The sequence below is a fragment of the Vampirovibrio sp. genome (assembly GCF_041737375.1).
In the GTDB taxonomy this organism is placed as follows: Bacteria; Cyanobacteriota; Vampirovibrionia; order Vampirovibrionales; family Vampirovibrionaceae; genus Vampirovibrio.
In genome coordinates this window covers 1-23,517 of the sequence record NZ_JBGSRV010000004.1, presented here as the reverse complement: position 1 = coordinate 23,517, position 23,517 = coordinate 1, and the positions used below count along the sequence as shown (strand labels likewise).

General features: G+C 51.2%; 20 protein-coding genes. 15 read left to right on the top strand and 5 right to left on the bottom strand.

Features of this window, described 5'->3' with window-relative positions; translation table 11 throughout:
- Positions 1-135 precede the first annotated feature (135 nt).
- Complete coding sequence (locus ACEW81_RS01850; RefSeq protein ID WP_373531261.1) at positions 136-1,476, top strand: radical SAM/SPASM domain-containing protein; 1,341 nt, start codon at positions 136-138, stop codon at positions 1,474-1,476.
- A gap of 61 nt (positions 1,477-1,537) precedes the next feature.
- Here ACEW81_RS01850 and ACEW81_RS01845 read toward each other — a convergent pair whose 3' ends face one another.
- Positions 1,538-2,677 (bottom strand): hypothetical protein, encoded by a 1,140-nt coding sequence (locus ACEW81_RS01845; protein WP_373531260.1) that lies wholly within the window; start codon positions 2,675-2,677, stop codon positions 1,538-1,540.
- Positions 2,678-2,907: 230 nt separating this feature from the next.
- A complete protein-coding gene (gene smpB / locus ACEW81_RS01840) occupies positions 2,908-3,390 on the bottom strand; it encodes an SsrA-binding protein SmpB (protein WP_373531259.1) in 483 nt (160 codons plus the stop codon).
- A 91-nt stretch (positions 3,391-3,481) separates the two neighbouring features.
- Between smpB and ACEW81_RS01835 the strand changes: the two genes are divergently transcribed.
- The 5 genes from ACEW81_RS01835 (at position 3,482) to ACEW81_RS01815 (ending at position 7,671) form a co-directional block, all read left to right on the top strand.
- Complete coding sequence (locus ACEW81_RS01835; protein ID WP_373531258.1) at positions 3,482-4,525, top strand: GNAT family N-acetyltransferase; 1,044 nt, start codon at positions 3,482-3,484, stop codon at positions 4,523-4,525.
- A 330-nt stretch (positions 4,526-4,855) separates the two neighbouring features.
- Positions 4,856-6,040, top strand: a complete 1,185-nt coding sequence (locus tag ACEW81_RS01830; RefSeq protein WP_373531257.1) for an MGDG synthase family glycosyltransferase — start codon at positions 4,856-4,858, stop codon at positions 6,038-6,040.
- A gap of 76 nt (positions 6,041-6,116) precedes the next feature.
- Positions 6,117-6,866, top strand: coding sequence for an SDR family NAD(P)-dependent oxidoreductase (locus ACEW81_RS01825; RefSeq protein WP_373531256.1), 750 nt, complete (start codon positions 6,117-6,119; stop codon positions 6,864-6,866).
- A gap of 88 nt (positions 6,867-6,954) precedes the next feature.
- Positions 6,955-7,314 carry a HesB/IscA family protein gene (locus tag ACEW81_RS01820; RefSeq protein ID WP_373531255.1) on the top strand — a complete coding sequence of 120 codons (360 nt, stop codon included), beginning with the start codon at positions 6,955-6,957 and terminating at the stop codon, positions 7,312-7,314.
- Between the two features lie 132 nt (positions 7,315-7,446).
- The gene (locus ACEW81_RS01815) at positions 7,447-7,671 is read left to right on the top strand and encodes a NifU family protein (RefSeq protein WP_373531362.1); all 225 of its coding nucleotides are present in this window, start codon (positions 7,447-7,449) and stop codon (positions 7,669-7,671) included.
- A gap of 133 nt (positions 7,672-7,804) precedes the next feature.
- Here the strand turns inward: ACEW81_RS01815 and ACEW81_RS01810 are convergent, their stop codons facing one another.
- Positions 7,805-8,371: a type II secretion system protein gene (locus ACEW81_RS01810; RefSeq protein WP_373531254.1), complete on the bottom strand. Its 567-nt coding sequence runs from the start codon at positions 8,369-8,371 to the stop codon at positions 7,805-7,807.
- 147 nt (positions 8,372-8,518) lie between these two features.
- Here ACEW81_RS01810 and bioF point away from each other — a divergent pair, with 147 nt between their 5' ends.
- Positions 8,519-9,700, top strand: coding sequence for an 8-amino-7-oxononanoate synthase (bioF, locus tag ACEW81_RS01805; protein ID WP_373531253.1), 1,182 nt, complete (start codon positions 8,519-8,521; stop codon positions 9,698-9,700).
- Positions 9,701-9,721: 21 nt separating this feature from the next.
- Here bioF and ACEW81_RS01800 read toward each other — a convergent pair whose 3' ends face one another.
- Both ACEW81_RS01800 and ACEW81_RS01795 read right to left on the bottom strand, forming a co-directional pair.
- On the bottom strand, positions 9,722-11,416 hold the full coding sequence (locus ACEW81_RS01800) for a hypothetical protein (RefSeq protein ID WP_373531252.1): 1,695 nt from the start codon (positions 11,414-11,416) through the stop codon (positions 9,722-9,724).
- Positions 11,417-11,722: 306 nt separating this feature from the next.
- Positions 11,723-12,763: a hypothetical protein gene (locus tag ACEW81_RS01795; protein ID WP_373531251.1), complete on the bottom strand. Its 1,041-nt coding sequence runs from the start codon at positions 12,761-12,763 to the stop codon at positions 11,723-11,725.
- 511 nt (positions 12,764-13,274) lie between these two features.
- Between ACEW81_RS01795 and ACEW81_RS01790 the strand changes: the two genes are divergently transcribed.
- The 8 genes from ACEW81_RS01790 (at position 13,275) to ACEW81_RS01755 (ending at position 23,430) form a co-directional block, all read left to right on the top strand.
- Positions 13,275-14,132: a flagellin N-terminal helical domain-containing protein gene (locus ACEW81_RS01790; protein WP_373531250.1), complete on the top strand. Its 858-nt coding sequence runs from the start codon at positions 13,275-13,277 to the stop codon at positions 14,130-14,132.
- A gap of 418 nt (positions 14,133-14,550) precedes the next feature.
- The gene (locus ACEW81_RS01785; protein ID WP_373531249.1) at positions 14,551-16,041 is read left to right on the top strand and encodes a hypothetical protein; all 1,491 of its coding nucleotides are present in this window, start codon (positions 14,551-14,553) and stop codon (positions 16,039-16,041) included.
- 562 nt (positions 16,042-16,603) lie between these two features.
- On the top strand, positions 16,604-17,431 hold the full coding sequence (locus ACEW81_RS01780; RefSeq protein WP_373531248.1) for a flagellin N-terminal helical domain-containing protein: 828 nt from the start codon (positions 16,604-16,606) through the stop codon (positions 17,429-17,431).
- 155 nt (positions 17,432-17,586) lie between these two features.
- Entirely contained in the window at positions 17,587-18,423 is an 837-nt protein-coding gene (locus ACEW81_RS01775; protein WP_373531247.1) for a flagellin N-terminal helical domain-containing protein, read from the top strand.
- Between the two features lie 156 nt (positions 18,424-18,579).
- Complete coding sequence (locus ACEW81_RS01770; protein ID WP_373531246.1) at positions 18,580-19,416, top strand: flagellin N-terminal helical domain-containing protein; 837 nt, start codon at positions 18,580-18,582, stop codon at positions 19,414-19,416.
- 491 nt (positions 19,417-19,907) lie between these two features.
- The gene (locus ACEW81_RS01765; protein WP_373531245.1) at positions 19,908-20,747 is read left to right on the top strand and encodes a flagellin N-terminal helical domain-containing protein; all 840 of its coding nucleotides are present in this window, start codon (positions 19,908-19,910) and stop codon (positions 20,745-20,747) included.
- Positions 20,748-21,259: 512 nt separating this feature from the next.
- Positions 21,260-22,099: a flagellin N-terminal helical domain-containing protein gene (locus tag ACEW81_RS01760; protein ID WP_373531244.1), complete on the top strand. Its 840-nt coding sequence runs from the start codon at positions 21,260-21,262 to the stop codon at positions 22,097-22,099.
- Between the two features lie 503 nt (positions 22,100-22,602).
- Complete coding sequence (locus ACEW81_RS01755) at positions 22,603-23,430, top strand: flagellin N-terminal helical domain-containing protein (protein WP_373531243.1); 828 nt, start codon at positions 22,603-22,605, stop codon at positions 23,428-23,430.
- The last annotated feature ends 87 nt before the right edge of the window (positions 23,431-23,517 follow it).

Below are 23,517 nucleotides of genomic sequence, written 5' to 3'. Positions count from 1 at the left end.
AGGTACCCGGCTTGGGTGTTACGGTTGATAACACTGGATTGATAACCCGGTCTTTACCTCTCAAACAATATTGAATCAAAGGGCTTACAGCGAAGGTACCATGCCAAAGACCTTACAAAGGGATTCTGAGTCATAATGGCAACCCTACTCTCTGACAAAAAGCGGACATTTCAGTTCACGCCCGACGAGGAAAACGCCAAGCGTTTGGCCTTGCTTGGCGTCAATCTGAGTCAATACCCTTCGGTTTTCCATCGCGATCATTTTGATCCGATTCCATCCCGAACCGATCGGACCTTGTTTTTGCCCATTATGCGTGGTTTTGCGGCCCAAATGCTCAATCAGGCTCCTGATCCGCTGATGCTGACCCATATTGTGACCACCCGTTGCAATTATAGCTGCGGGTTTTGTTCGTTTGCCGATACGCTTAACGCCAAAACCAACGAGTTGGGTTTGCCAGAAATTGAGAAAACCTACGCCTCCATTGGCAAAAATTTGAATGTCATTGTGTATTCTGGCGGTGAAACCACCCTGAACCGCAATCTTCCCGAAATTATTGAGGCCGCTTACCGGCTGACCCCGGTGCAATCGGTTTACATTATTTCCAACGCCTGGAAGCCTGAGCTGCTGTTGCAGATTACCCACCGCATTATGCAAACATGCCCCGGCCTGCATTTAACCTGGAGCCTTAGCGTTGAAGGGCCTAAAGATGCCAATAACGCCATTCGCTACACCAAGGCAAGCACTTGGGATGCCTGGCAGAACACCATTGACTCTATGGAAGCCTTAAAGGCCATTCGGCAGCGTTATGAATACAATCAGCTGGATATTCAGCTTTGCACGGTGTGCTCTCCGGCCAATGTAGAGGTGATGGACGATTGGTATCTGATGGTGCGGGATGTCCTGAAGCCGGATAAGTGGAATCTGAACCTGATGCGTAAAAGTGTGCAGATGAGCGAGCACCAGATGCCGTCTTTTGTGGAGCGTCGCGCCCAGCGTAATTTAGAGCCATTTGAGGCCAAATACCTGCAAATTACCCAACAGGTCAAAGAAGACGTGTTATCGGGTCGCCTTAAGTTTCTGTACCACACCAGCACCCCGGAGGATGGGGCCTTAAAATCGGCGGCGGATTTGATTAGCCAGGCGGAAAACCGTCGTACCGTGCTGGAAGAGAAAGCCCAGTTCTGTTGCAAAGCGGGCAGCGTAGGGGCTTACATCAGCAGCGAGGGTGATGTAAGCGGCTGTGAGGAATTTGCCCACAGTCAGCGAGACAACAAGTCTTTTGGTAATTTAAATGATGTGGACTTTAATTTTCAAACCCTCTGGCAAGGGGAAAAAGCCCGCCATCACCGGGAACAGGTGGGTAAGGCCCTTGAATGTCGAGGCTGCACGCTGGAAAGTCAGCGTAACTACCCTTCTATTCTGGTTTCTTTCAACACCTTGATAAAAGCCAAACAAATGGCCCGCCAGATTCATTAAAAAAGCAGGCTGAGCCACGGTTTTTTAATGAATCTGGATATTTTCAAGGTTGGCCGGGTCGTTACTCTTGCTGACAGAAAGTTAACAGTTGTTGGGTCAGGGTTTCAAACAAATGGCTTTCGGCAGGCAGGTTTAATTCTTTGGCGTAGCCGTTCAGCCCTGCCATAATGGCCACGTCTCCCCAGCCCAGCGCCGAAGGGGCCGGTTTACTAGCCCCGCTGTGCGCTGCTTTGCTGGTAGCGCCTTTAGACTGACTTTTGGGGCTGATTTTAGGTTGCTCTGGCTTTTCAAATTCACCCAAAGCAGCGCGTTTTACCCCAATGGTCCATATTCCGGCTTGAATTTGGGGGGCCAGGGCTTGGGCCTCGGTTTCGCTTAGCAACTGCTGCTGTACCAGATTGGGTAAAATCACGTGAGAAACCCGCCAGAGGGCGTTTTGAAATTCTAGCCGTTCCGGGGTGTTTTGCCCCTGACTTTCCACGCTAACCGTTAATCCATGGGCCGCCAATACGGTTTGAATGGTGCTTTGTGTCCACAAATCGCCGCCCGCAATGCGAAGGGCCTGAGGGAAAGGGGATAGTGACAGGACGCTTCCCGCCGTGGTATCAGATATTCCGGCCTGATGACTCTCATCGCTCACAAAGCCTCTCACCAAACGTCCTAAAATACGCAGACAGGTTTCTTCATCAATAGAGGGGTGCTCGTGTCGCAAGCCCCGAAGGCTAGCCATTAATCCGGTTATAAACCGGCTAAACAGTAGTCCCCCACCGGTTAAAGCAATACAGGGAATCAGTTCCGCCACGGCATCCCGCTGGATGAGCTGCTTGCGAGGCATAAAAAAGCCAAGCTTGGCCAGTTTTTCAATATACTCGGTAATATCCGCCAAAAAGTCGGGCAGCAGGTCAGCAGAAGGGGCGGCCAATAAAACTTCCGGTAGATGGCCCCGGTACAGGGCATCGCTCAAGCCATTGAAAAACCGTCCGGCTAGCGGAATGGTTATTTTATTTTGCCCCTGGCTCACTTGTAACGAGGTTCGATTTTTAAAGGCCAGCGTTTCCTCGCTGTCTCTAAATCCAATCAGGCAGTCGGCGTGTCCCTGATGAAGGCAGGATACGGTAAAGGCGTTCAGCGGCAGGCAACCGAAGCTGTCTTTTCGCACAATGGGTTTGGGAACTTCCCCGGGTCTGGATCTGGGAGGCATAAAAAACTGTCTCCTTGCTCATACGCTGAATAGGGCGGCTGGTCCTGAAATGTAATCCAAAGCGGCTGAGTGGCCATTGGTATTAACATTCACGCTCACGCTTTACGATGGCTCAGTTGTTACAACTGGCCCCAACCTGTCTATCAATTTTACCGGTTCACAGCGCAAAGCACCTCACCCATAAGCTTTAGCAAAGGGAGGAGATTGACCCGAATGCTAGCAGGTTTTGGCTAGCGGTTGCCGTGTTTCATAGCCCGATCAATTTCCCGCTTGCTGTCTCTTTCGGAAATGGCGTCTCGTTTATCGTGGGTTTTCTTGCCCTTGCAAAGGCCCAGATCCACTTTAACCCAACAGCGCTCAAAAAATAATTTCAGGGGAATCAGGGTCAGGCCGGATTCTTTGGTTTTGCCAATCAGCTTTTTGATTTCCTGGCGGGTCAGTAGCAGTTTTCGGACCCGATCCGGCTGATGGTTGTTGTATGTACCCTGATCATAAGCGCTGATTTGCAGACCATACAAAAAAACCTCGCCATTTTGAATGCGGGCGTGACTGTCATTCATGGAGACTTTGCCTGAGCGGAGCGATTTAATTTCGGTTCCGGTCAGTACAATGCCGGTTTTAAAGGTTTCCAGCACATGGTACTCGTGATAGGCCTTCTTGTTGTTCACAATCAGACTGTTTTGTTTTTTGCTTGCTTTGTCTTTGGTAGCCATCGGATTATTTCGTTCCAGTTAAAAAAGCGTCCGCCAGGATGGCAAAGGGCTATTATAATGGGGGAGAGTATTACTTGAGAATCATAGCACAATGATTAAAATCAGGGCTTTAAGACCCGGCGAGCTACGGCAGGTGCTGACCCTCCTGAATCGCTACAGCGATCGGGAGTCTGAGTACTCGTTGCTGCAAAAAATGCAGCAGCTCTATATTCCACTGCATCGGCTCAGCCAGTTGTTGCCACTGACCCTGCAGTTTATGCCCGCTATTTTTGTAGCGGTGGCCGATAACAAGGTACTGGGCATGATTTGGCTTAGCCGGGACGGGCGACACTCTCGCCGCTGGAAAATTGATCATCTGATTCTGGACCCGGATTCTTCGTCTTATGATGTGGGTACCCAGCTGATTCACTATGTGACCAATCGTTACGGTGGGGATGGGGTACAAACGTTTCTGGCTTATGTGGACCAGCATTACAGCACCGGCTTGGGGCTTTTAAAATCTTGCGGCTTTCGTCGTTGCGCCCGACAGCATTATTTTGTGCATCGCAATCCCGCCAACCTGAAGTTGTCGCCCATGTCTCTGGAAGGCTTGCGAGAAGGCACCAATGCCGATTGCGGCAAGTTGGCCGCCCTGTATAACGATATGTTGCCGGTGGAAGCCCGGGTTTGCCTGGAAAAAAAATGGCAGGATTTTTATCGTCCCTTGCCCTTTCGCTTGCTGGAAAAAATGCGGGGCGTTTTCAGCAAACGCTGGGTGGTGCAGGATATGGCCCGAGACTGCCTGATTGCATCGGTGGAAGTACTGACTCACGATTACAAGGCGTTCACCATTAGTGTCATCGCCAGTCCCGGTTGGGAAAGCGCGTATCAGGATATGGTCACTTACGCCGCTCAGCAAGTGTTACTAACCACCAGTGGGGCCACTATTTACGTGGACTGCTATGAGTTTTCCAAAAAAGGGCTGGAATCGCTGGAGCGTTTTGGCTTTCAGCGTTTAGGCATTGCCGAAGTACTGGTTAAGGACTACTGGATTCCTATTGAAGAAAAGGGAAGCCCGTTACAGTCTCCCATTTTGCTGTTTTCGGGTCGAACCACCCCTGCCACCAATTGCGATGCCGGGTTGGAACTTATTTGATTTGAAATTTTAAAAACATTTTTCAGGCTGTGGTTTTACTTTTATTAAGTATAAAAATGGTACCCTTGGTAATATAGGAAGAGATTGCTTTTTCTTACTTTAGTAAAGGAAAAAACTTGGAAAAATTTGAATTCAGGCCCTGTTTTTTTTCAGCCTCCACTTCATTTCAAAGCGCGGCAAACATGGTTACAAATTCTTTGGATCGGCTGATCTGGCTTGGCGTTTTCCTTGACTCTGGGCGAGGAACAGACGACAATGCTGCTGTCTCCCACTTTGGTTCTGGCTTGCGGAACTGAACCTTTACCGAACCATGAGTAACCCTTTAAAGGTATGGCTGCCCAAAATGTTCTGATACTGACATCCAATACCGGTGGTGGACACCGTAGCGCCGCTAGTGCGCTGGAAAACAGTTTGGTTCGGGTTTCATCAGGTCATGTTTTCGTTAAAACCACCCAGGTGCTTGAAGAGGCCCATTATTTAAGCCGAAAAGCCGCCGATTTTTATAATTTTTTGCTGCGGGATCATCAGGATCTGATGCAGTATTATTTTCACGCCGTCAATCAGTTCCGTCCCAACGAATCCCGCTTAATGTTTAAAAGCGCCATGGGCTATGCGGAGCGGGTTTTTGAGAAAATCAGGCCGGACATTCTGGTTTCGGTCCACCCCATGACCCAGCACTTTTTTGCTTACGCCTTGCGCCGCATGGGGTTGCAGGATCAAATCCCCCTGCTCACGGTGGTGACCGATCCCTATCATGGGTTTTGGAACGGTTGGGCTTGCGATGATGTGAGGCGTTATTATGTGGCCAGTGAGTTCTCCCGCCAGCAGCTGATTGACTTTGACGTGCCTGCTCAAAAAATTCAGGTGGTGGGCATGCCGGTACATTCCAAGTTTCAGCCGGTCACCGATCTCGAAAAGCGATTAATTCGCAGCCAGTTAGGGTTGGAGGCCGATCGGTTCACCTTGTTTTTGAACGCTGGCTGGATTGGTGGGGGCAATGTGTTTCGTATTTACGAGGCGCTGGTATCGGGTTGCGCCACGGAGTCTTTGCCTATTCAGGTTCTGTTTCTGGCGGGTCAAAATAAGCAATTGCAGCAATCGGCTCAGCAAATTGCTGAATCGGCCAGTTTTCCGGTTAAAGTGGTGGGCTATACCACTGAAATTGAAAGCCTGATGAACGCCTCTGATATTATGGTTTCCAAAATGGGCGGGCTTACTACCTTTGAAGCCCTCAGTTGTCGTTTGCCCATTATTGCCGATGCGGTCACTCAGCCCATGCCTCAGGAGCTTCAAACGGCTTCTTTTCTGGCCAGTACCGGGGCCGCGCTGATGCTAAGCGATCCGGGGCAGATTGTGTCTGTGATAAAATCACTGCTAGAAACACCAGGCCGGTATCAAGCGCTTCGAGAGGCTGCCGGGTTGCACGGTAAACCGGGGGCTTCGGATCAAATTGCCAGAGATGTGCTGCGCTACATTCAGGAACCCTTGTTTATGGAACAGCCGGTTTTGGCCTAGCGTTTCTTTTAGATATACTCTCCACTCAGTCTCTCTCTCTATATTTGGATTTGGCAGAAAGGTTTGCGGTACATAAATGAGCGCATTGCTAGAAGGCAAAAAAGCCTTTGTTTCCGGTGGTTCCCGTGGTTTGGGCAAAGCCCTGTGCGAGGTTTTCGCTCGCGAAGGCGCTGATGTGGCCTTTAATTATCACTCTAACGATGAAGAAGCACAGGACACTTTGCGCCGCATTGAACAACATGGCCGCAAGGGCATGGCTTTCAAGGTGTCTGTGGTGGACAAGGTTGCCATTAAGCAAATGGTCACCGATATTATGGCTGAATTTGGCCGGGTGGACATTCTGGTAAACAACGCCGCCATTAATAAAGCGGATAGTTTTGTAACCACCACTGAAGCAGCCTGGATGAACGTGGTAAACACCAACGTGAACGGGCTTTACTACATTACCAAGCCTTTCTTTAAGCAAATGTTGCGCCAGCGCAGCGGAAATATTCTGAACTTAACCTCCATTGGGGCCATTCGGGCTTTACCTACCTCGGTTCACTATGCCACCACCAAGGCTGCCGTTATTGGCTTTACCAAGTGTCTGGCCAAAGAGGCCGGTACCTTTAACGTGACCGTTAACGGGATTGCCGCTGGTATTTTTGACACCGATTTGGGTCATTCTTTACCCGACAAGTTTAAGGACGTGTATGAGATGTGGTGCACCAAGGGGCGCATGGGCAGGCCACAAGAGTTGGCCGAATTCGCCGCCTTCATGGTGTCTGATCGCAACACCTACATGACTGGCGAAATTATTACCATTGATGGCGGCAGTGTGGTTTAAACGGTTGGTTCATGGTGATTCCCGTTGAAAAACCCTGACGTTTACGTTATCCTTTAATCAGGATCCCCAATTTGGCAAGGAGAATTCCATGGCTGAAATCGCTGAGCAACCCACCGTGCCGACTGGCGCTATTATTGACGTGACCGAGGCCGCTGCGGCCAAGGCCCGTGAAGTTTTAAAGGACTCCCCCAATACCGGCATCCGCATTGCGGTGGTGGGTGGCGGTTGCGCTGGCCTTCAATACGACATTCAGCCCGCTGAAAAAGCCGTTGAAGGCGATATGGTGCTGGAATTTCACGGTATTTCCTTTTTTGTGAACCCCATGGTGGTGCCTTACATTAAAGGCATGCAAATTGATTTCTCCAATGCGCTGATGGATGGCGGGTTTAAGTTTATTAATCCCAACGCCACCAGTTCCTGCGGTTGCGGAACGTCTTTTGGGGTTTAAGCATCTGGGTTTAAATATCCGGTTTTTCCAAACAATTTCTGTTTTTTATCTCAACTGATGACAAGGAGCACACTCATGGAAGAGACTTTACAAAATCCGTCCACCGATGCGGTTGCCGTTGAGCCAATCCTGATTGATAAGGAAAAGGTGCAGGAAGTACTGAACATGCTGCGTCCTTACCTGCAAGCCGATGGCGGCGATGTGGAACTGATTGATGTAACCAGTGAAGGTGTGGTTCAGGTTCGCTTGCAAGGCGCTTGCGGTACTTGCCCCAGTTCTACCTACACCCTGAAAATGGGTATTGAAGAGCAACTCAAGCAGTACATTCCCGGCGTCACGGAAGTGATTTCCGTTTAAGCGCCCTCTTCCTCTGGTTTAAAATCTCAAACGCCCTGATCGCCGATTGGGGCGTTTGTCGCATGGATGGGCCATTGGCGGCATTCGGCGGCGCGTTTGTATTCTATTCGATGGCATTGGTTACAAAGCCTGATTATTCAAAGATAGATTGGTACAGGGTTTCGTAGACGCTACCTGGCGTTACATAAATTTGCCCAGGGGTTGAGGGGTTGGGGCAAAGCTCGCCGCCCCGAAAGCAAACCTGAATCGCAAGGATGTCTTCTCCTGCGATGTTGGGCGGCTCCAACCCATTCCAGTCAATTTGCAGCGATTCATTAGGAAACGGTGCAGCGTTAAAGCTGATAATGGCGGCCCCGTTGTGCAAAACAAAGCCATAGATATTATTCGCCAATGGGGGCGCCCAGCATCCTTGATCATTGAGATTGGTATCGCATATTTTGGCGTAGTTCAGGTTATTTAGCACATAACTCCATTCGGTGGTGGCGTTGGTCACCGAACCTTCTCTGGCCGCCTCATAGGTTAGGTTGGACAGGGCTGCCAGTGTTTCCTTGAAAACTGCCTTCTTGCGGCTATCCTGTTGGGCATTCAGGATTTTTGGAACGGTAAATGTGGCGATGACCCCTAAAATCGCCAGGGCAATCAGGAGTTCGGCCAGCGTAAAGCCGGGGAACCGTTTCCAGGGTTTGGGGAGAGGGGGCATTCAACCGTTCCTTGAGTCAAGTCTTCTTTTCTCTATTATCGTTCGGCTTGCTTTAATCTTTAATTTCCGGGGGCGAACTTTGAGCAACCGAACTGTGCTTTATTTGTTTTTGCTATTCTCGATAGCATGGAGTATTCGCAATCCTCATTGCTTTTATCAAGTTACGCCGCCGAATTGAAACAAAAGGCCCAACAGGGGCAGCTGCGGCGCTGTAAAACCGTGGAGACTATTCCCATCGATGTGGGTGGCCCCCAAGTGCGGGTGGATGGACGTCTGGCCGTTAACTTTAGCAGTAACGATTACCTTGGCCTATCCCACCATCCCCGTCTTCAGGCGGCGGCCATAGCGGCGGTTCAGCAGTACGGGACGGGCAGCGCTGCTTCCCGGTTGATTTGCGGCACCAACCCTTTGGTGGTTGAACTGGAAACCGAATTGGCCCGCTTTAAAAAAGCGGAGGCGGCACTGGTGTTCAATTCTGGCTATCAGGCCAATGTGGCTATTTTGCAAGCCATTTTAGGGCCGCAAGACTGGGTATTTTGCGATCGTCTCAACCACGCCAGCCTGATGGATGGTTGTTTGCTTTCCAAGGCCCGCTGGAGCCGGTATCGGCATCTGGATTTGGGGCATCTGGAAGAGAAGCTGGCCAAGGCCCCGCCTCAGGCTCGCAAATGGATAGTGACCGACAGTGTTTTTTCCATGGATGGCGATTTCCCGGATTTGAAGGGGCTGGTGGCTTTGGCTGAGCGTTATCAGGCCTTGGTTATGGTGGATGAAGCCCATGCCACCGGTTTGTATGGGGCCACTGGCAGTGGGCTTTGCCAACAGTTTGGGGTGAGTGAGCGGGTGGCCCTGCAAATGGGCACCTTCAGCAAGGCACTGGGTGGCTCGGGGGCCTATGTAGCAGGCTCCAGGGTGTTGATTGACTGGTTGATCAATCACGCCAGAGGCTTTATTTATTCCACCGCCCAGTCGCCGCCGGTCATAGGCGCCGCCCTAGCTGCGGTAAAGCTGGTTCAGTCCGATTTTACGCAGCGGGAGCGTTTGTGGCAGAACATGGCCACCTTGCAGCGGGCGGTGGTTGCCGCAGGGTTGACCCATCGGATTTCAGTACCGCTTCAAAGCCCCATTGTACCAGTGTTAATTGGTGAAAGTGTGGACACTTTGCGGGTGAGTGACGCCTTGCTGGCGGCGGGATACTTTGTGCAAGCGATACGCCCCCCCACTGTGCCGCCAAAAACGGGACGCCTGAGGATTGCCCTGTCAGCGTCTCATACGGAAGCGCAAATTTTGGGGTTGGTGAAAGCCTTGGCACCGCTGCTGGTGGGCTAGCGTTCAGCGCTGTTGGGTCGCTCAGCGTCCAAAAATGCCCGGATTGAGCGGCATGGGCTGAGGCAACCCCATGGGGTTGATGGGATTGGCTCCGTTCAGTGGCACCCCCAGAAACACACTGCCCACCCCACGGCTTACCCCTGCCCCCTGATTTTGTTTCAGCAACTGGCTGACGGCCTGCATGCGGTAGGTCTTTTCCAGATTCTGCAGCCGCTGTTGTTCGGGCATCCCTACATACATTTGACCCAGCAGGGTGTTTTCCAGTCGACCTAAGCGAATGGGAACAGGTTCCACGGTGTTCACTTGTTTGAATACCTGAATTTCCAGCTGGTTCAGGCTTTGTACAAAAGCGGGGTTGCCAACATAGGCCGCATTGGGCAACCCGTTGGGGTTATTGGGGTTGGATGGGCTGGCCCCATAACTGTAGATGGCCTGATTGCCATTGGGCTGAATGACCGTGGTGGTGGTTTGGCTTTGGGTCTGGATGCCCGGATTTCCGTAATAGTTATAATGCTGAATGGGCGCATTGCCATAAGGCTGAAAACCGGGTGTACCCATGGTTTGTCGCTCAATGACCACCGAGCCTGAAGAAGAGACTGATCCTGACGATCCCATTTGGGTTCCTGCGCCACTGGTCCCCATTTGGTTTCGAACCTGGGGGGGGAGCATGGACATCATTTCCGGGCTGAAGGTATGAGTGCTGTTACTGCTAAACCCACCCCCGGTTTGAATATTCTGGGGGCGGGCCGATGGGCCGTTGCTGGAGGCAGAGGGCATCATAACCGGCCCCGCTCCCATGGCCGGTTGCAGAAGGGGCGGGCGGTTCTGAATGTCCGGTCGGTTATTGTTGCCCAAGGGGTTGGCGCGATTGCTGGGGGTTGTATGCTGGGCCATCAGCCGATTGATGCGAGTGTCCACCGATTCGCCCAAAAAGTTTTTTCCATACACGGTTTGCTCCACCCGATCCAGCCGTTCGGTGAGCAGTGCGTTGGGGGTGCTGCGTCCGTTAAAATAACGACGCTCCAAGGCGTCCATTTTGCTGTAAATGTCCCGGTTGCCGCCCGCAAACTGGCTGGCGTCATCTGGTAGGTTTTGCAGGGCTGGGCTGACGTTGACCACTTGCGGGGCTACATTCTGCTCGGGTGTGACATTGGGGTAGCGAGCCAATAAGCGATCCACCCGGTCGGCCATGGCGCTTTGGGAATCGGCTTGGCCAAACACCTTTTTCTCCAGTCGATCCAGCCGGGTGCGCACATCATCCCGAATGAAATCCCTGCCAAATACCTGGCGTTCCAAGGCCACCACGGTGGGGTAATTGGTGGCATCAGGGGGTTCTGTGGAAGGGGCTGCGGCTGCATTTGCGTTTTGAAATGAAGGAGGATTGCTATCCCCTGCGGCCTGTGGATCCGTTAGTACTGGCTGGTTGGCCAGGGGGCGTTTCACGGCGTTGGATAACACCGTGTTCAATCTGGCTTTTCGGCTGGCTTCAGAGCCGCTCTGGGCTTCTCCGAAAACGCTTTTTTCAAGGCGTTCCAGCCGCTGGGCTTGGCTTTCACTGGGGTAGCTGTGAGAAAAAAGGGTTTCCTCCAGCGGGGTTAATGGGTCTTCTGCGGGGGCCAAGTGGTTGAGGCCGAAAGATAAGGCCAAAATCAGCCCGATTTTGAGAACAGACCCGGTTCGGATCATAGAATGATGGGAGACATCAAGGTGCTTCATCGTTATTGCTTGCTTCACGGTTATGTATTTACACTATAAATTGTTTAAGCCTACTTTCCTAGTTGAACAGGCTTCATTCTTATAAAAACGGAACTCAATAAAAATGGCGCCTGAGAGAAAGGCGCCTTGTTGAAATTTATAGGGGAGAGACATTTGATGAATTGCTTTGATAATATTGATTTCGATCGCTCCCGGCATTTCTGAAGGGCCAAAGTGGAAAATTGAAATATATATTTACATTGAGTGCATCCCAAAGGGTTACCCGGTTGTTTAATGCGTTGATCCCGTTTACTCGCGCAGATGCCCTTAAATGCCGACCCAGGTTTTTTTGGATCGATCGCATTTGAGAATATCCTTATAAAGAAGGGTGAATATGAATGTTCCCAACGGCAGGAGCAACAGGGTAATGAAGGTGGATAGACAGAGATCGCTGAGGGTATGAACCAGCATTTGAGTGATGGAGGGATCGGAAAGCATCGATCCCCCCGGCCATGGCATTTCCCGCCACAGGGAGGGATTGCCTGAAAGCAGGGTTTGAATCAGTTGTTGATGTATCCAGTCCAGCGGGGTTATTGCGTGGGTGAAACGGGCCAGCCAAATTAAAGGTTGGGGAATCAGGCAATTGGTCATCAGGAACACCAGCATTTGCAGGCTCAAAACCGACCAAAAGCGCTTGAGGGTTAACTTTAAACTCAGCCTGAAAATGGGAAGGGGGTTGATTGGAATCCCCTTTTCAAAAGCGGCGATTTGAAAGACAAAACTAAGCGGAACGAGGCTGAACAACCACACTGCCATTAAAAGCAGGCTTTGCAAAAAGCCTGCTAAAAAAAGCACCTCCAAAGCGCTGGGCCCCACCATGGAGCCTAGCAAGGAAAAAAGGAGAACCGGCATAAATGTCAGCAGGGGCAAACTGAAATAGGTGCCGCTCAGCGTTAAATAACCGGCTTTTTTCTCCCGCACGATATTTTGATAGGCGTTTTTAAAATCCAGGGGAAGGCCCTGATCCGCCTCCCAGGCGTTGCGGCATAGGCTGGCCCAATACACCGCGTATTGCCAGGCGCCTCTGAACATTAAAAAAAGACCAAAGCCCACCATCAACAACAACCCGCCCAGAATGAGCCACCAATAGTCATGCAGAATAGGTTCGCTGATCGTTATTACCAGTAGGCTAAGGGTTTGGCTGATATAAACGCCCAGCCCGATTTGAAGCACTGGCCAAAGCAATACGCGGGTGAATGCTTGCCAGTGAGCGCTATACAGCGAAATGGCCCGCCCCAAAATGGCCCAGCAATCAAGCCGGTGAGGCAACGGGTGTGCCGGTGACCCCTTGGGGGCTGGCTCGCTCATATTGAACTGCTCATGACTGACCCTGACTCAAACTGCCCACAGCTTCTATTATAGTATGTATTGCGCGTGAGAGGGGCCTTTGGCTTGTTATAGGAGGCAGGGTGGCAACCGTGAAAGATCGGAAATGGCGGTGGTTCTCCCTTGTTTGATGTAGAAAACGGGTGAGAATCGAAAAGCGAGGATTGGGCCTGAAAGGCTGTCGGGGCTTGGATTTTTTAATTTTTAAGCGAGAAAGGGCGGTCCCGCAAAAGGCGGAGTTTTGCGGGGAAACTATCAAGTTTGATTCGGCCTGACCCGATACCTCGTATGTAAGCCAACTGAGAGTGTTGGCAAGCGCTTATAGAAACGGCGACGGTTCCATAAGCAAATTGTTGGAAAAACTACCGTACGTAACCAGTCCTCACCTGACCCCCATACCCTGAACCGTATTGAGGGAGTCAGCTTGTGATGCTCGGAAGGGATTCCCGGCTCACGATACGCCTGAGGATTTACAGGAAAAAGGAGATTTCAAATGCCTTTAGTGATTAACACCAACGTATCCTCCCTGAACGCACAGCGTAGCTTGGGTATGAACACCAATATGCTGAGCAAGACCATGGAGAAACTGTCTTCCGGCTACCGGATTAACCGGGCTGGAGATGACGCCGCCGGTCTGCAATTGTCCGAAAAATTACGGGCTCAGATCCGGGGCTCCCAGAAAGCTTATGATAATACCCAGGATGGTATCAACGTTTTAAACATCGCCGATGGTTCTTTGCAAACCATTACCGATAGCTTGCAACGGATTCGTGAACTCGCCGTTCAAGCGTCGAACGATACCTACAACAGCGCTCAACGTTCGGCTATGGGTATTGAGATTGTCCAGCTGCTCACCGATATTGACCGTTTGTCCTTTGCCAGCCAGTTTAACGGGGTATATCTGTTATCCAGCGCCAGCCCCAGTGAGTTCATTTTGCAAGTAGGCGCCAACAACGAAACCACCGATCAGATTGATATCGCCAGCGCTTTGGGAGATTCTAAAGCCGAAACGCTGGGTGTAACCGGGTGGAACGGTAGCGCTCTGGCTTCCAGTATTACCAGCGGCGATGCGGCTCGAAACTTGTTGAGCCAGATTGATGACGCCATTGACTCGGTAAACGCCAAGCGGGGCGTACTGGGTGCGGTGGTGAACCGACTGGAAGGCGCCGCCAATAATATTTCTATCGGTATCGAGAACCTGAACGCCTCTGAATCCAGAATCCGTAACGTGGATGTGGCGATGGAAAGCTCGAACCTGTCTCGAAATCAGATACTCCAGCAGGCCTCGCAAGCAATGCTTTCGCAGGCCAACCAAACGCCTCAGCTGGCGTTGCGACTACTGCAACAGTAAGCCAGGGCGGTTGGCGAAACGCTTGGAGACAAGTTTCGTTTTTCCAACAAACGATATACGGGGCTCGGATCAACCGAGCCCCTTTCCTTTTGTAACGGTTTTGCACACGCAGGGTTGACAGAATGGCTTGATGGGGTAATCTGAATGGAACTTTAAAAGCCCCTGTGGCCCCAAAGTTTTAAACAATATTGAAGACAGGTTTTTTAAAACGAGCTGATGGAATTCTTCACCATTTTCGCCATTGTGATGATTATGTGTCCCATTATCCTTCGGGAGAGTGGGCCGATACGCTGTGAAGAAACCTAAAGACCAGTTTTAACCCGATACAGCGAAACCGCCGACCTCCCATACAAAGGGTCAGCGGTTTTTTTGTTGGTTCCGGTTTTATAAAAGCATTCGACTTTGAGGGTTTTCCGTTATGTCCCAGCCAATGCCGCATCCACAACCCAAACCATTGAGCCAACCCAAGTTTGGAGGGGCTATGTCTGTGGTTTCTGGCATGATTACGCCGGAAGCGTTGCGGCAGTTTGCCCAGGATACCGTTGGGGTTTGGTTGCCCAAGGCCCCGGTCAGCCTATTGCGAAATGCCCAGGGCGACAAGGAGAACACCAGCGCCCAGAAAGTTAATAAAATTCAGTTTTTTGAGGACACCTTTCTTGAATTTGTAGAAGACGGGGCCTTTTACTTCACCATCCCGGTGGTGGGTACGGCTATGGGTGCCTTAATCGCAAAGCTTCAAGGGCTGGATTATAAGGAAATTGGGCGCAGCTGGAAGGATTTAGGCGTCAAGAACGTCTCTTCGGATTTAGTGAAAACCCGCTTGCTGGGTGCCAAATCCGGGGCTGTGGTAGGTGCCTTGGGCAGTGCGTTCGCCTTTGAATACATGGTTCAGCACTGGAAAAATGTGATTACCGCCAAAAAATTTCACACCACCAATTTCACGGGTGTGGCGGGCCTGGAAAGCTCCAGAACGCAGATTGCCCCTGGCGAAGATGATCCGGTGGCCAAGGCCAGTAAACGGGGAAAACAGGTTGGGGCTTTTTGGCTGGCCAGCATCGGGGCTGGTTTGGCTATGCCTAAACTGGTGACCACGTTGCTGAAGAATAAAACCCAGTACACCATTCCAAAGGCATTGCGTTACCTGAATTTTGACAGCTCTGGAAACTCTTTGTTTGATACCCATAAAGGGTTTCAGGGTTTGTTGGTGATGGTGGGCCTGGCTAGTTATTTAGATGCGGCCCGTGACAAATTAGAGTTTAAAGAGCAGGCCACTCGGCTGTCTGTGGTAATTCCATACTTGCTGTTTGGGCAAGCGGTGGCCGGTAACTTGTTGGCCAAGGGGTTGGCCCGAGTTCCTTTTTATAAGGATACCCAGGGAAAACGGGTCAGCATGAATAAACTGAACCTGGATATGCTGGATTTGGGTGGCGAAAAATCCATGTTGAAAGCCATGTGGAAAAAAGGGACCACCCCGGAAAGTGTTTTAAAGCTGGATTTATCAAAAGGCAAAAACGCGTTTGCCCAAGGCGTTGAAAAGTTGCAACTGGAAAAAATAATTTCGGCAAAAACTGCCAAAAAAATGATCAAGTTGCATGGGCCGGGCATGTATGTTGGTTCCCTTGCCCTGGGGGCAGCGGTGTGTGGAGTGGGTATCAACCTGATTGCCTATCAACAAACCAAATCTCGGTTCAACAAGGGAGAGGCCGAAAAACAGAAATTGCGGCAAATCCAGCCTTCTCAGCCTCAGCAAGGGCAAACTGTGTTTCAGTCTTATGGTGGGTTTGCGGCGCAAGGCAAGCCGCTGGAGGATCCGGCCACGGCTGCCGCCATCGCGCCCCGGGTGCAGGCTCCCTTTCAAGGGGCGCGAGTGTCTGTAAATCCTTATGGTTACGGACAATGGCGGATATAGCAATGAGCCTGAGATTTGTGGGAATGAGTGTTTCGGGCCAGCGTGTTTTTATAGGGTTTCATTCGGGTGAGTGGTTTTTCAACAATGATGCCAGGCGATTTTGGCCATGGCTTGATGAAACTTAGGGTTCGGGAATAAGTAGAGGGATATTCCAACGAAAAGCAGCCTTTCCCTAATTGTGGGGATGGGCTTTTTTTTGAGTTGAGTGATATCCTCATGATTTTATAAATATATGTAAACTGCCTTAAATTCAATGCTATTAAGGCTTAACAGATTTTTGCCCTGAGGCTTAAAAAGTTTTTCAAGACAAACCTTAAAGTTTTTAACCTCCATCACCGATAGGAGGTTCAAGCATATCTCTCCATTGATTGGTGGAGATTTCTCAGAGTACTGGATCACATTTCAAGCACGCAAAGTTCATGAATCACACCCATTAGGACACCCTTTCTCCCGGCATGTATACACTTTTCGGGTATTCCGGCGGGCAACGGCAATGGAATGGCCCACGCTAACCGGCGCACGGAACGGATGATCCTGGACCAACGGAATAGGAGAAAAATTAATGCCATTAGTTGTCAATACCAACGTCGCCTCCATGAACGCCCAGCGATATTTAACCAACAACACCAACGGCTTGGGCAAAACCATGGAAAAACTGGCCTCCGGGTTTCGTATTAACCGGGCCGGGGATGATGCGGCTGGCTTGCAGGTATCGGAAAAATTACGGGCCCAAATCCGGGGTTCACAAAAAGCGCTGGATAACGTTCAGGATGGCATTAACCTGCTGAACATCGCTGATGGGGCCATGCAATCCATTACCGATGCCGTGCAGCGGATGCGGGAACTGGCGGTGCAAGCGGCCAACGATACCTACAGTACCGCTCAGCGTTCAGCCATGCAAACCGAATATGATTCGTTGGCTTCCGGGATTACTCAAATTGCCCAAGCGGCACAATTTAACGGTATTCACCTGCTGGATGGCTCAGCCCCCAGCGAAGTGAATTTGCAAATTACCGCCAATCAGGGGGGTAATGCGGATGATCTGGATATTAAAGACGGTCTGCTGGATATTACCAGCGTGGATACGGCGGGTTCGTTGTTATCTCACGGCAGCGCTCAAACAGCCATTTCCACACTGGATGACGCCCTGGATGATATCAACGAGGCTCGAGGCAAGTTAGGCGCCTTTACCAACCGGCTGGAATACACCGCCCAGAACCTGGCCACCAACATTGAGAACACCTCGGCATCCGAATCAAGGGTGCGAAACGTAGACGTGGCCATGGAGAGTTCCAACCTGGCCCGAAACCAGATTCTGCAACAGGCGGCCTCTTCGATGCTGGCCCAGGCCAACCAAAGTCCCCAAATCGCATTGAGTCTGCTTCGATAAGGCAGCTTGATTTAAACCGAGTTACGCACACGGAATAAACGCTTCCCGATTCAGGAGTTTCGGCGGGTAATCCGGCAGGGCCACGGCAATGGAGTTGTTTTGGCTTTACCGGTAAGCAGGGTTTATTCAAAACATACGGAATAGGAGAAAAATTAATGCCATTAATTGTAAACACCAACGTAGCGGCCATGAATGCCCAGCGATATTTAACCAACAACACCACCGGTTTGAGCAAAACCATGGAAAAACTGGCCTCCGGTTACCGGATTAACCGGGCCGGGGATGATGCGGCTGGCTTGCAGGTATCGGAAAAATTACGGGCGCAAATCCGGGGTTCACAAAAGGCGCTGGATAACGTTCAGGATGGTATTAACATGCTGAACATCGCCGATGGGGCCATGCAAACCATTACGGACGCGGTGCAGCGGATGCGGGAGCTGGCGGTACAAGCAGCCAACGACACTTACAGTACCGCTCAGCGTTCGGCGTTACAAACCGAGTTTAACTCTCTGGCTTCCGGTATTACCCAAATGGCTCAGGCGGCTCAATTTAACGGCATTAACCTGTTAAGTGGCGGTGCTGACATTACCTTGCAAATTACGGCCAACCAGGGTGGTGATGCGGATGATTTGGATATCAGCAGTGCTTTGACGGATATGACCGCTGACTCGGGATTGAGCATTGGCTCCACTGTGGCGTTGGATACGCATAGCGCAGCGCAATCGGCCATTGAAACCCTGGATGACGCCCTGGATACCATTAACGCCGCCCGAGGCAAGTTAGGGGCATTTACCAACCGATTGGAATACACCGCCCAGAACCTGGCCACCAATATCGAGAACACCTCGGCTTCGGAATCGAGGGTGCGAAACGTAGACGTGGCCATGGAGAGTTCTAACCTGGCCCGAAACCAGATTCTGCAACAGGCGGCCTCTTCGATGCTGGCCCAGGCCAACCAAAGTCCCCAAATCGCGTTAAGTCTGCTTCGATAAGGCTGGCTTGATTTGAATACCTTCATGTACTGAATCAGTAAACGCTTCTCGCCTCTGAAGCTATGAGCGGGTAATCCGATGAGGCCCGGCAATGGACTTGTTCGGGCTTCATCGGGAAAAAGGGTTTATTTAAAATCTACGGAATAGGAGAATATCATGCCATTAATTGTAAACACCAACGTAGCGGCCATGAACGCCCAGCGATATTTAACCAACAACACCACCGGTTTGAGCAAAACCATGGAAAAACTGGCCTCCGGTTTTCGTATTAACCGGGCCGGGGATGATGCGGCTGGCTTGCAGGTATCCGAAAAATTACGGGCCCAAATCCGGGGCTCTCAAAAGGCGCTGGATAACGTTCAGGATGGCATGAACATGCTGAACATCGCCGACGGGGCCATGCAAACCATTACGGACGCCGTGCAACGGATGCGAGAGCTAGCAGTGCAAGCAGCCAACGACACTTACAGTTCTGCCCAGCGATCGGCGTTGCAAACGGAATATAATTCGCTGGCCTCCGGGATTACCCAAATGGCGGAAGCGGCCCAGTTTAACGGCATTAATTTGTTAAATGGCGATGCGGCCAGTGGTATTAATTTGCAAATTACAGCCAACCAGGGCGGTGATGCGGACAGCTTGGACATTGCCAGTGGTTTGCTGGATGTGAACGATATTACCAGTGTTATTTCTGGCGCTGATTTAAGTGGTCACGCCGAAGCCCAGTCCGCCATCGCCTCACTGGATACCGCGCTGGATGATATTAACGCCGCCAGAGGTCGTTTAGGCGCCTTTACCAACCGACTGGAATACACTGCCCAGAACCTGGCCACCAACATTGAGAACACCTCGGCATCCGAATCGAGGGTGCGAAACGTAGACGTGGCCATGGAGAGTTCCAACCTGGCCCGAAACCAGATTCTGCAACAGGCGGCCTCTTCGATGCTGGCCCAAGCCAATCAAAGTCCCCAAATCGCATTGAGTCTACTTCGATAAAAAAAGGTAAACGGTAGACACCGTCGTGGTTTCATCTGGAATAAAAGGCTTCAGGCTTCGGTCTGGAGCCTTTTAGGGTTAAGGGCCCCCGTCTCTGATTGATTTGGTCTACTGCGTGTGGTGGAGGGAATGGGATTGAGGGCCATAGGGAGAGGGGACCTGGGTTGATTTTGCCCCTATTCTGAAAGCCAATGCCCATAACGCTTTTAGCGATGTTCTCCCCGGTTTGGAGGAGGACAGGCCTCCTCTGGCTGGAGGAATCTGGGTGGGTTTCTTCAAGTTTTCGATGTAGAGCACCGATACCACTTTTGTAAGCGAAACTACAGTGTTTGAGTGAGACACTCGGGTTCGCTAAGCCCTTTAGTGAGTGATACGAAATAGAGTTAGTAATTTAGCGCCAGGGTAACGGATTTACCCGAGACGCAGCGTAACACGGAGATATTCCGGGTTCACGTCAATTGCTGCTCCCTATTTAAAGAGGAGTTTTTACGATGCCGTTAGTGATTAATACCAACACCCCTTCCCTGAACGCTCAGCGTTATTTAAGCAATAACACCGGTATGTTGAGCAAGACCATGGAAAAGCTGGCCTCCGGTTACCGGATTAACCGGGCAGGCGATGACGCCGCTGGTTTGCAAGTATCCGAAAAATTACGAGCCCAAATCCGGGGTTCTCAAAAAGCATTAGACAACGTTCAGGATGGCATGAACATGCTGAACATCGCCGATGGCACCTATCAAGCCATTACCGATTCCGTGCAGCGGATGCGTGAACTGGCCGTTCAAGCGGCCAACGATACTTACAGTTCCGCTCAGCGCTCAGCATTACAGATAGAATATAACTCTTTGGCCTCAGGCATTATCCAAATGGCGGAAGCGGCCCAGTTTAACGGCATTCAGTTGTTGAACGGAACGGATGCGGCCAGTGGACTGAATTTGCAAATTACAGCCAACGAAGGCAGCGACGCCGATCAACTGGATATTAGTAGCGCACTTGCCGATATGACTGCCAGTGGTTTGGTGGTGGCTGGCGATTTAAGCGCTCACGATGATGCCCAAAGTGCTATCGCGGTTTTGGACGCGGCTTTGGATACCATTAACGCCGCTCGAGGCAAGTTAGGGGCATTTACCAACCGACTAGAATATACCGCCCAGAACCTGGCCACCAACGTGGAAAACACGGCGGCTTCCGAATCGAGGGTGCGAAACGTGGATGTGGCGATGGAGAGCGCCAACCTGGCCCGAAACCAGATCTTGCAACAAGCCTCTCAGGCCATGTTGTCTCAAGCCAACCAGGCCCCCCAGCTGGCCTTGCAGTTGCTCAGAGGATAACGTTTCACTCACGGAAAGCGTTGGCGTTGGAACGGCTTCCAGAAACCCTCGTTTTCCAGCTCCCTCCAAAAGCCCGGCCCAGGTCGGGCTTTTGGGTTTCAATGAATTGATGTAGATCACGGAACCGAGAGAAATAATATCGTCTCCTGCGGTTGCAGGAAATGATGACACCTGCTGTTTAAAGTCGCTTAAGGTCAATCTACAGCGAGTTTTCAGGGTGGCTTCGCTCATGAAATACGACCCACTTCTCCTCTACTTGAACGAGTTTTTGGCAAAGAATTCAAGTGTTTGGTCTAGTGTGTCGATAGGAATTTTACAGGTATTTGCCTCAGCTGATTAAAGGCCGCAGGAAGTGCCGGGTTACTTCATTCACACACACACGAAATTCAACTCAGCAAACACACGAAAAACAGCGTTGCCCTCAATGGATTTGAGAGTGGCGCAGACGTGTCGTGACCTTCACGGGTGATGAAACGTTTATTTAAATTCTTGATGAATCAAAGGAGTGTTTTATGCCTTTAGTAATCAATACCAACGTCTCGTCCATGAACGCTCAGCGCTACTTGACGAGTAACACCAACGGTCTGGGTAAAACCATGGAAAAGCTGGCCTCCGGTTTTCGGATTAACCGGGCCGGGGATGACGCCGCTGGCTTGCAAGTATCGGAAAAATTACGGGCCCAAATCCGGGGTTCACAAAAGGCGCTGGATAACGTTCAGGATGGTATTAACATGCTGAACATCGCCGATGGGGCCTATCAATCCATTACCGATGCGGTGCAGCGGATGCGGGAACTAGCCGTACAAGCGGCCAACGATACCTACAGTTCCGCTCAGCGATCAGCCATGCAAATTGAATACAACTCGCTGGCCTCCGGGATTACCCAAATGGCGGAAGCGGCCCAGTTCAACGGCATTAACCTGTTGAATGGTAGCGACACCGCCAGTGGCATCAATCTGCAAATTACCGCCAATCAGGGCGGGGATGCGGATCAGCTGGATATTGGCAGCGCCCTGATTGATGTTACCAGTGTCTCAAGTACCATTGGCGGTGGCGATCTGAGTACTCACGCAGATGCGCAAAGCGCCATTGCACTGCTTGATACGGCCATTGATGATATTAACGCCGCCCGAGGTCAGTTGGGTGCTTATACCAACCGACTGGAATACACGGCTCAGAACCTGTCCACCAACATTGAAAACACGGCGGCATCCGAGTCTCGGGTGCGCAACGTGGACGTGGCTATGGAGAGCGCCAATCTGGCCAGAAACCAGATCTTGCAGCAGGCGTCTCAGGCCATGTTGTCTCAGGCCAATCAGTCTCCGCAGCTGGCCTTGCAGTTGCTCCGGTAATTAACCCAAATACGAATGGCGGAAACTGGATTCTCAATGCAGCTTTCCCCTTCTGGAAAAGGTCCGGCTTTGGTCGGGCCTTTTTCCGTTTTTGATGGGGCCTTCTTTTGTAAGGCTTTCCCCCATTTAAACGACATTGAATGATGGAGAGTGGGCATTGCGTACTCAAGATTCAACGGCTTTGTATCCATCGTCTTTGCCCCTCTCCCTTTGGGATTTCCGGGGCTTTGGCATTTAAGATGCCACGCAGGGTGTGTCCTCCGTTCAGTGTAGATTATGCCCTTTGCTTAAAGTATTTGATGTAGTTCGCCGATAGGAGAAACAAGCACCAATGTCCTCTCCCTGCAGGAGAGACCCAGTTCATTCCTTCCACGAATCACACATCGAATCACACCCCCAATCCATCATGTACTGGCCCGGCGATCAGGATGATCGCTGTAGCGTTACGCTCACTGCCCCCTGAGAACGGCAATGAACGTAAATAGTGAAGAGGAGTTTTTTCAATGCCTTTAGTCATCAATACCAACGTCTCGTCCATGAACGCTCAGCGTTACCTGACGAGTAACACCAACGGTCTGGGTAAAACCATGGAAAAGCTGGCTTCCGGTTTCCGTATTAACCGGGCGGGCGATGATGCCGCTGGTTTGCAAGTATCGGAAAAATTACGGGCGCAAATCCGGGGTTCACAAAAGGCGTTGGATAACGTTCAGGATGGCATTAACATGCTGAACATCGCCGATGGGGCCTATCAATCGATCACCGACGCCGTGCAGCGGATGCGGGAACTGGCCGTACAAGCGGCCAACGATACCTACAGTACCGCTCAGCGCTCGGCCATGCAAATTGAATATGACTCGTTGTCTTCCGGGATTTCACAAATGGCGCAGGCCGCTCAGTTTAACGGCATTCATTTGCTGGATTCCTCAACCCCGGGCAGCATTGAGCTACAAATTACCGCCAATCAAGGGGGCGCGGCGGATGATCTGGATATTAAAGACGCCTTGATTGATGTAACCAGTGAAGACCTGGTGGGCACACTGAGTAGTCATGCGGGCGCTCAATCCACCATTGGCACCCTGGATACCGTGATTGACAACCTGAACGCGGCCCGAGGCCAGTTGGGTGCTTATACCAACCGACTGGAATACACGGCCCAGAATCTGGCCACCAACGTGGAAAACACGGCGGCATCCGAATCGAGGGTTCGAAACGTGGATGTGGCTATGGAAAGCGCCAACCTGGCCCGAAACCAGATCTTGCAGCAGGCGTCTCAAGCCATGTTGTCTCAAGCCAATCAGGCTCCGCAGCTGGCCTTGCAGTTGCTCCGATAGTTACTCATTCACTAAAGGCAAGAGGACTGGACTGGAACGGCATCCGGTCTCACTCAATCCTCTTTTTGGAAAGACCCGGCTTCGGTC

Excerpts from the sequence above, each read along its gene's own strand:
- ACEW81_RS01785 (WP_373531249.1), top strand. The coding sequence starts at position 14,551 with ATGTCCCAGCCAATGCCGCATCCACAACCCAAACCATTGAGCCAACCC.
- ACEW81_RS01790 (WP_373531250.1), top strand. The coding sequence starts at position 13,275 with ATGCCTTTAGTGATTAACACCAACGTATCCTCCCTGAACGCACAGCGT.
- ACEW81_RS01850 (WP_373531261.1), top strand. The coding sequence starts at position 136 with ATGGCAACCCTACTCTCTGACAAAAAGCGGACATTTCAGTTCACGCCC.
- ACEW81_RS01755 (WP_373531243.1), top strand. The coding sequence starts at position 22,603 with ATGCCTTTAGTCATCAATACCAACGTCTCGTCCATGAACGCTCAGCGT.
- ACEW81_RS01830 (WP_373531257.1), top strand. The coding sequence starts at position 4,856 with ATGGCTGCCCAAAATGTTCTGATACTGACATCCAATACCGGTGGTGGA.
- ACEW81_RS01820 (WP_373531255.1), top strand. The coding sequence starts at position 6,955 with ATGGCTGAAATCGCTGAGCAACCCACCGTGCCGACTGGCGCTATTATT.
- ACEW81_RS01770 (WP_373531246.1), top strand. The coding sequence starts at position 18,580 with ATGCCATTAATTGTAAACACCAACGTAGCGGCCATGAACGCCCAGCGA.
- ACEW81_RS01780 (WP_373531248.1), top strand. The coding sequence starts at position 16,604 with ATGCCATTAGTTGTCAATACCAACGTCGCCTCCATGAACGCCCAGCGA.
- ACEW81_RS01795 (WP_373531251.1), bottom strand. The coding sequence starts at position 12,763 with ATGAGCGAGCCAGCCCCCAAGGGGTCACCGGCACACCCGTTGCCTCAC.
- ACEW81_RS01775 (WP_373531247.1), top strand. The coding sequence starts at position 17,587 with ATGCCATTAATTGTAAACACCAACGTAGCGGCCATGAATGCCCAGCGA.
- ACEW81_RS01825 (WP_373531256.1), top strand. The coding sequence starts at position 6,117 with ATGAGCGCATTGCTAGAAGGCAAAAAAGCCTTTGTTTCCGGTGGTTCC.
- ACEW81_RS01800 (WP_373531252.1), bottom strand. The coding sequence starts at position 11,416 with ATGAAGCACCTTGATGTCTCCCATCATTCTATGATCCGAACCGGGTCT.
- ACEW81_RS01765 (WP_373531245.1), top strand. The coding sequence starts at position 19,908 with ATGCCGTTAGTGATTAATACCAACACCCCTTCCCTGAACGCTCAGCGT.
- smpB (WP_373531259.1), bottom strand. The coding sequence starts at position 3,390 with ATGGCTACCAAAGACAAAGCAAGCAAAAAACAAAACAGTCTGATTGTG.
- ACEW81_RS01810 (WP_373531254.1), bottom strand. The coding sequence starts at position 8,371 with ATGCCCCCTCTCCCCAAACCCTGGAAACGGTTCCCCGGCTTTACGCTG.
- ACEW81_RS01845 (WP_373531260.1), bottom strand. The coding sequence starts at position 2,677 with ATGCCTCCCAGATCCAGACCCGGGGAAGTTCCCAAACCCATTGTGCGA.
- ACEW81_RS01760 (WP_373531244.1), top strand. The coding sequence starts at position 21,260 with ATGCCTTTAGTAATCAATACCAACGTCTCGTCCATGAACGCTCAGCGC.
- ACEW81_RS01835 (WP_373531258.1), top strand. The coding sequence starts at position 3,482 with ATGATTAAAATCAGGGCTTTAAGACCCGGCGAGCTACGGCAGGTGCTG.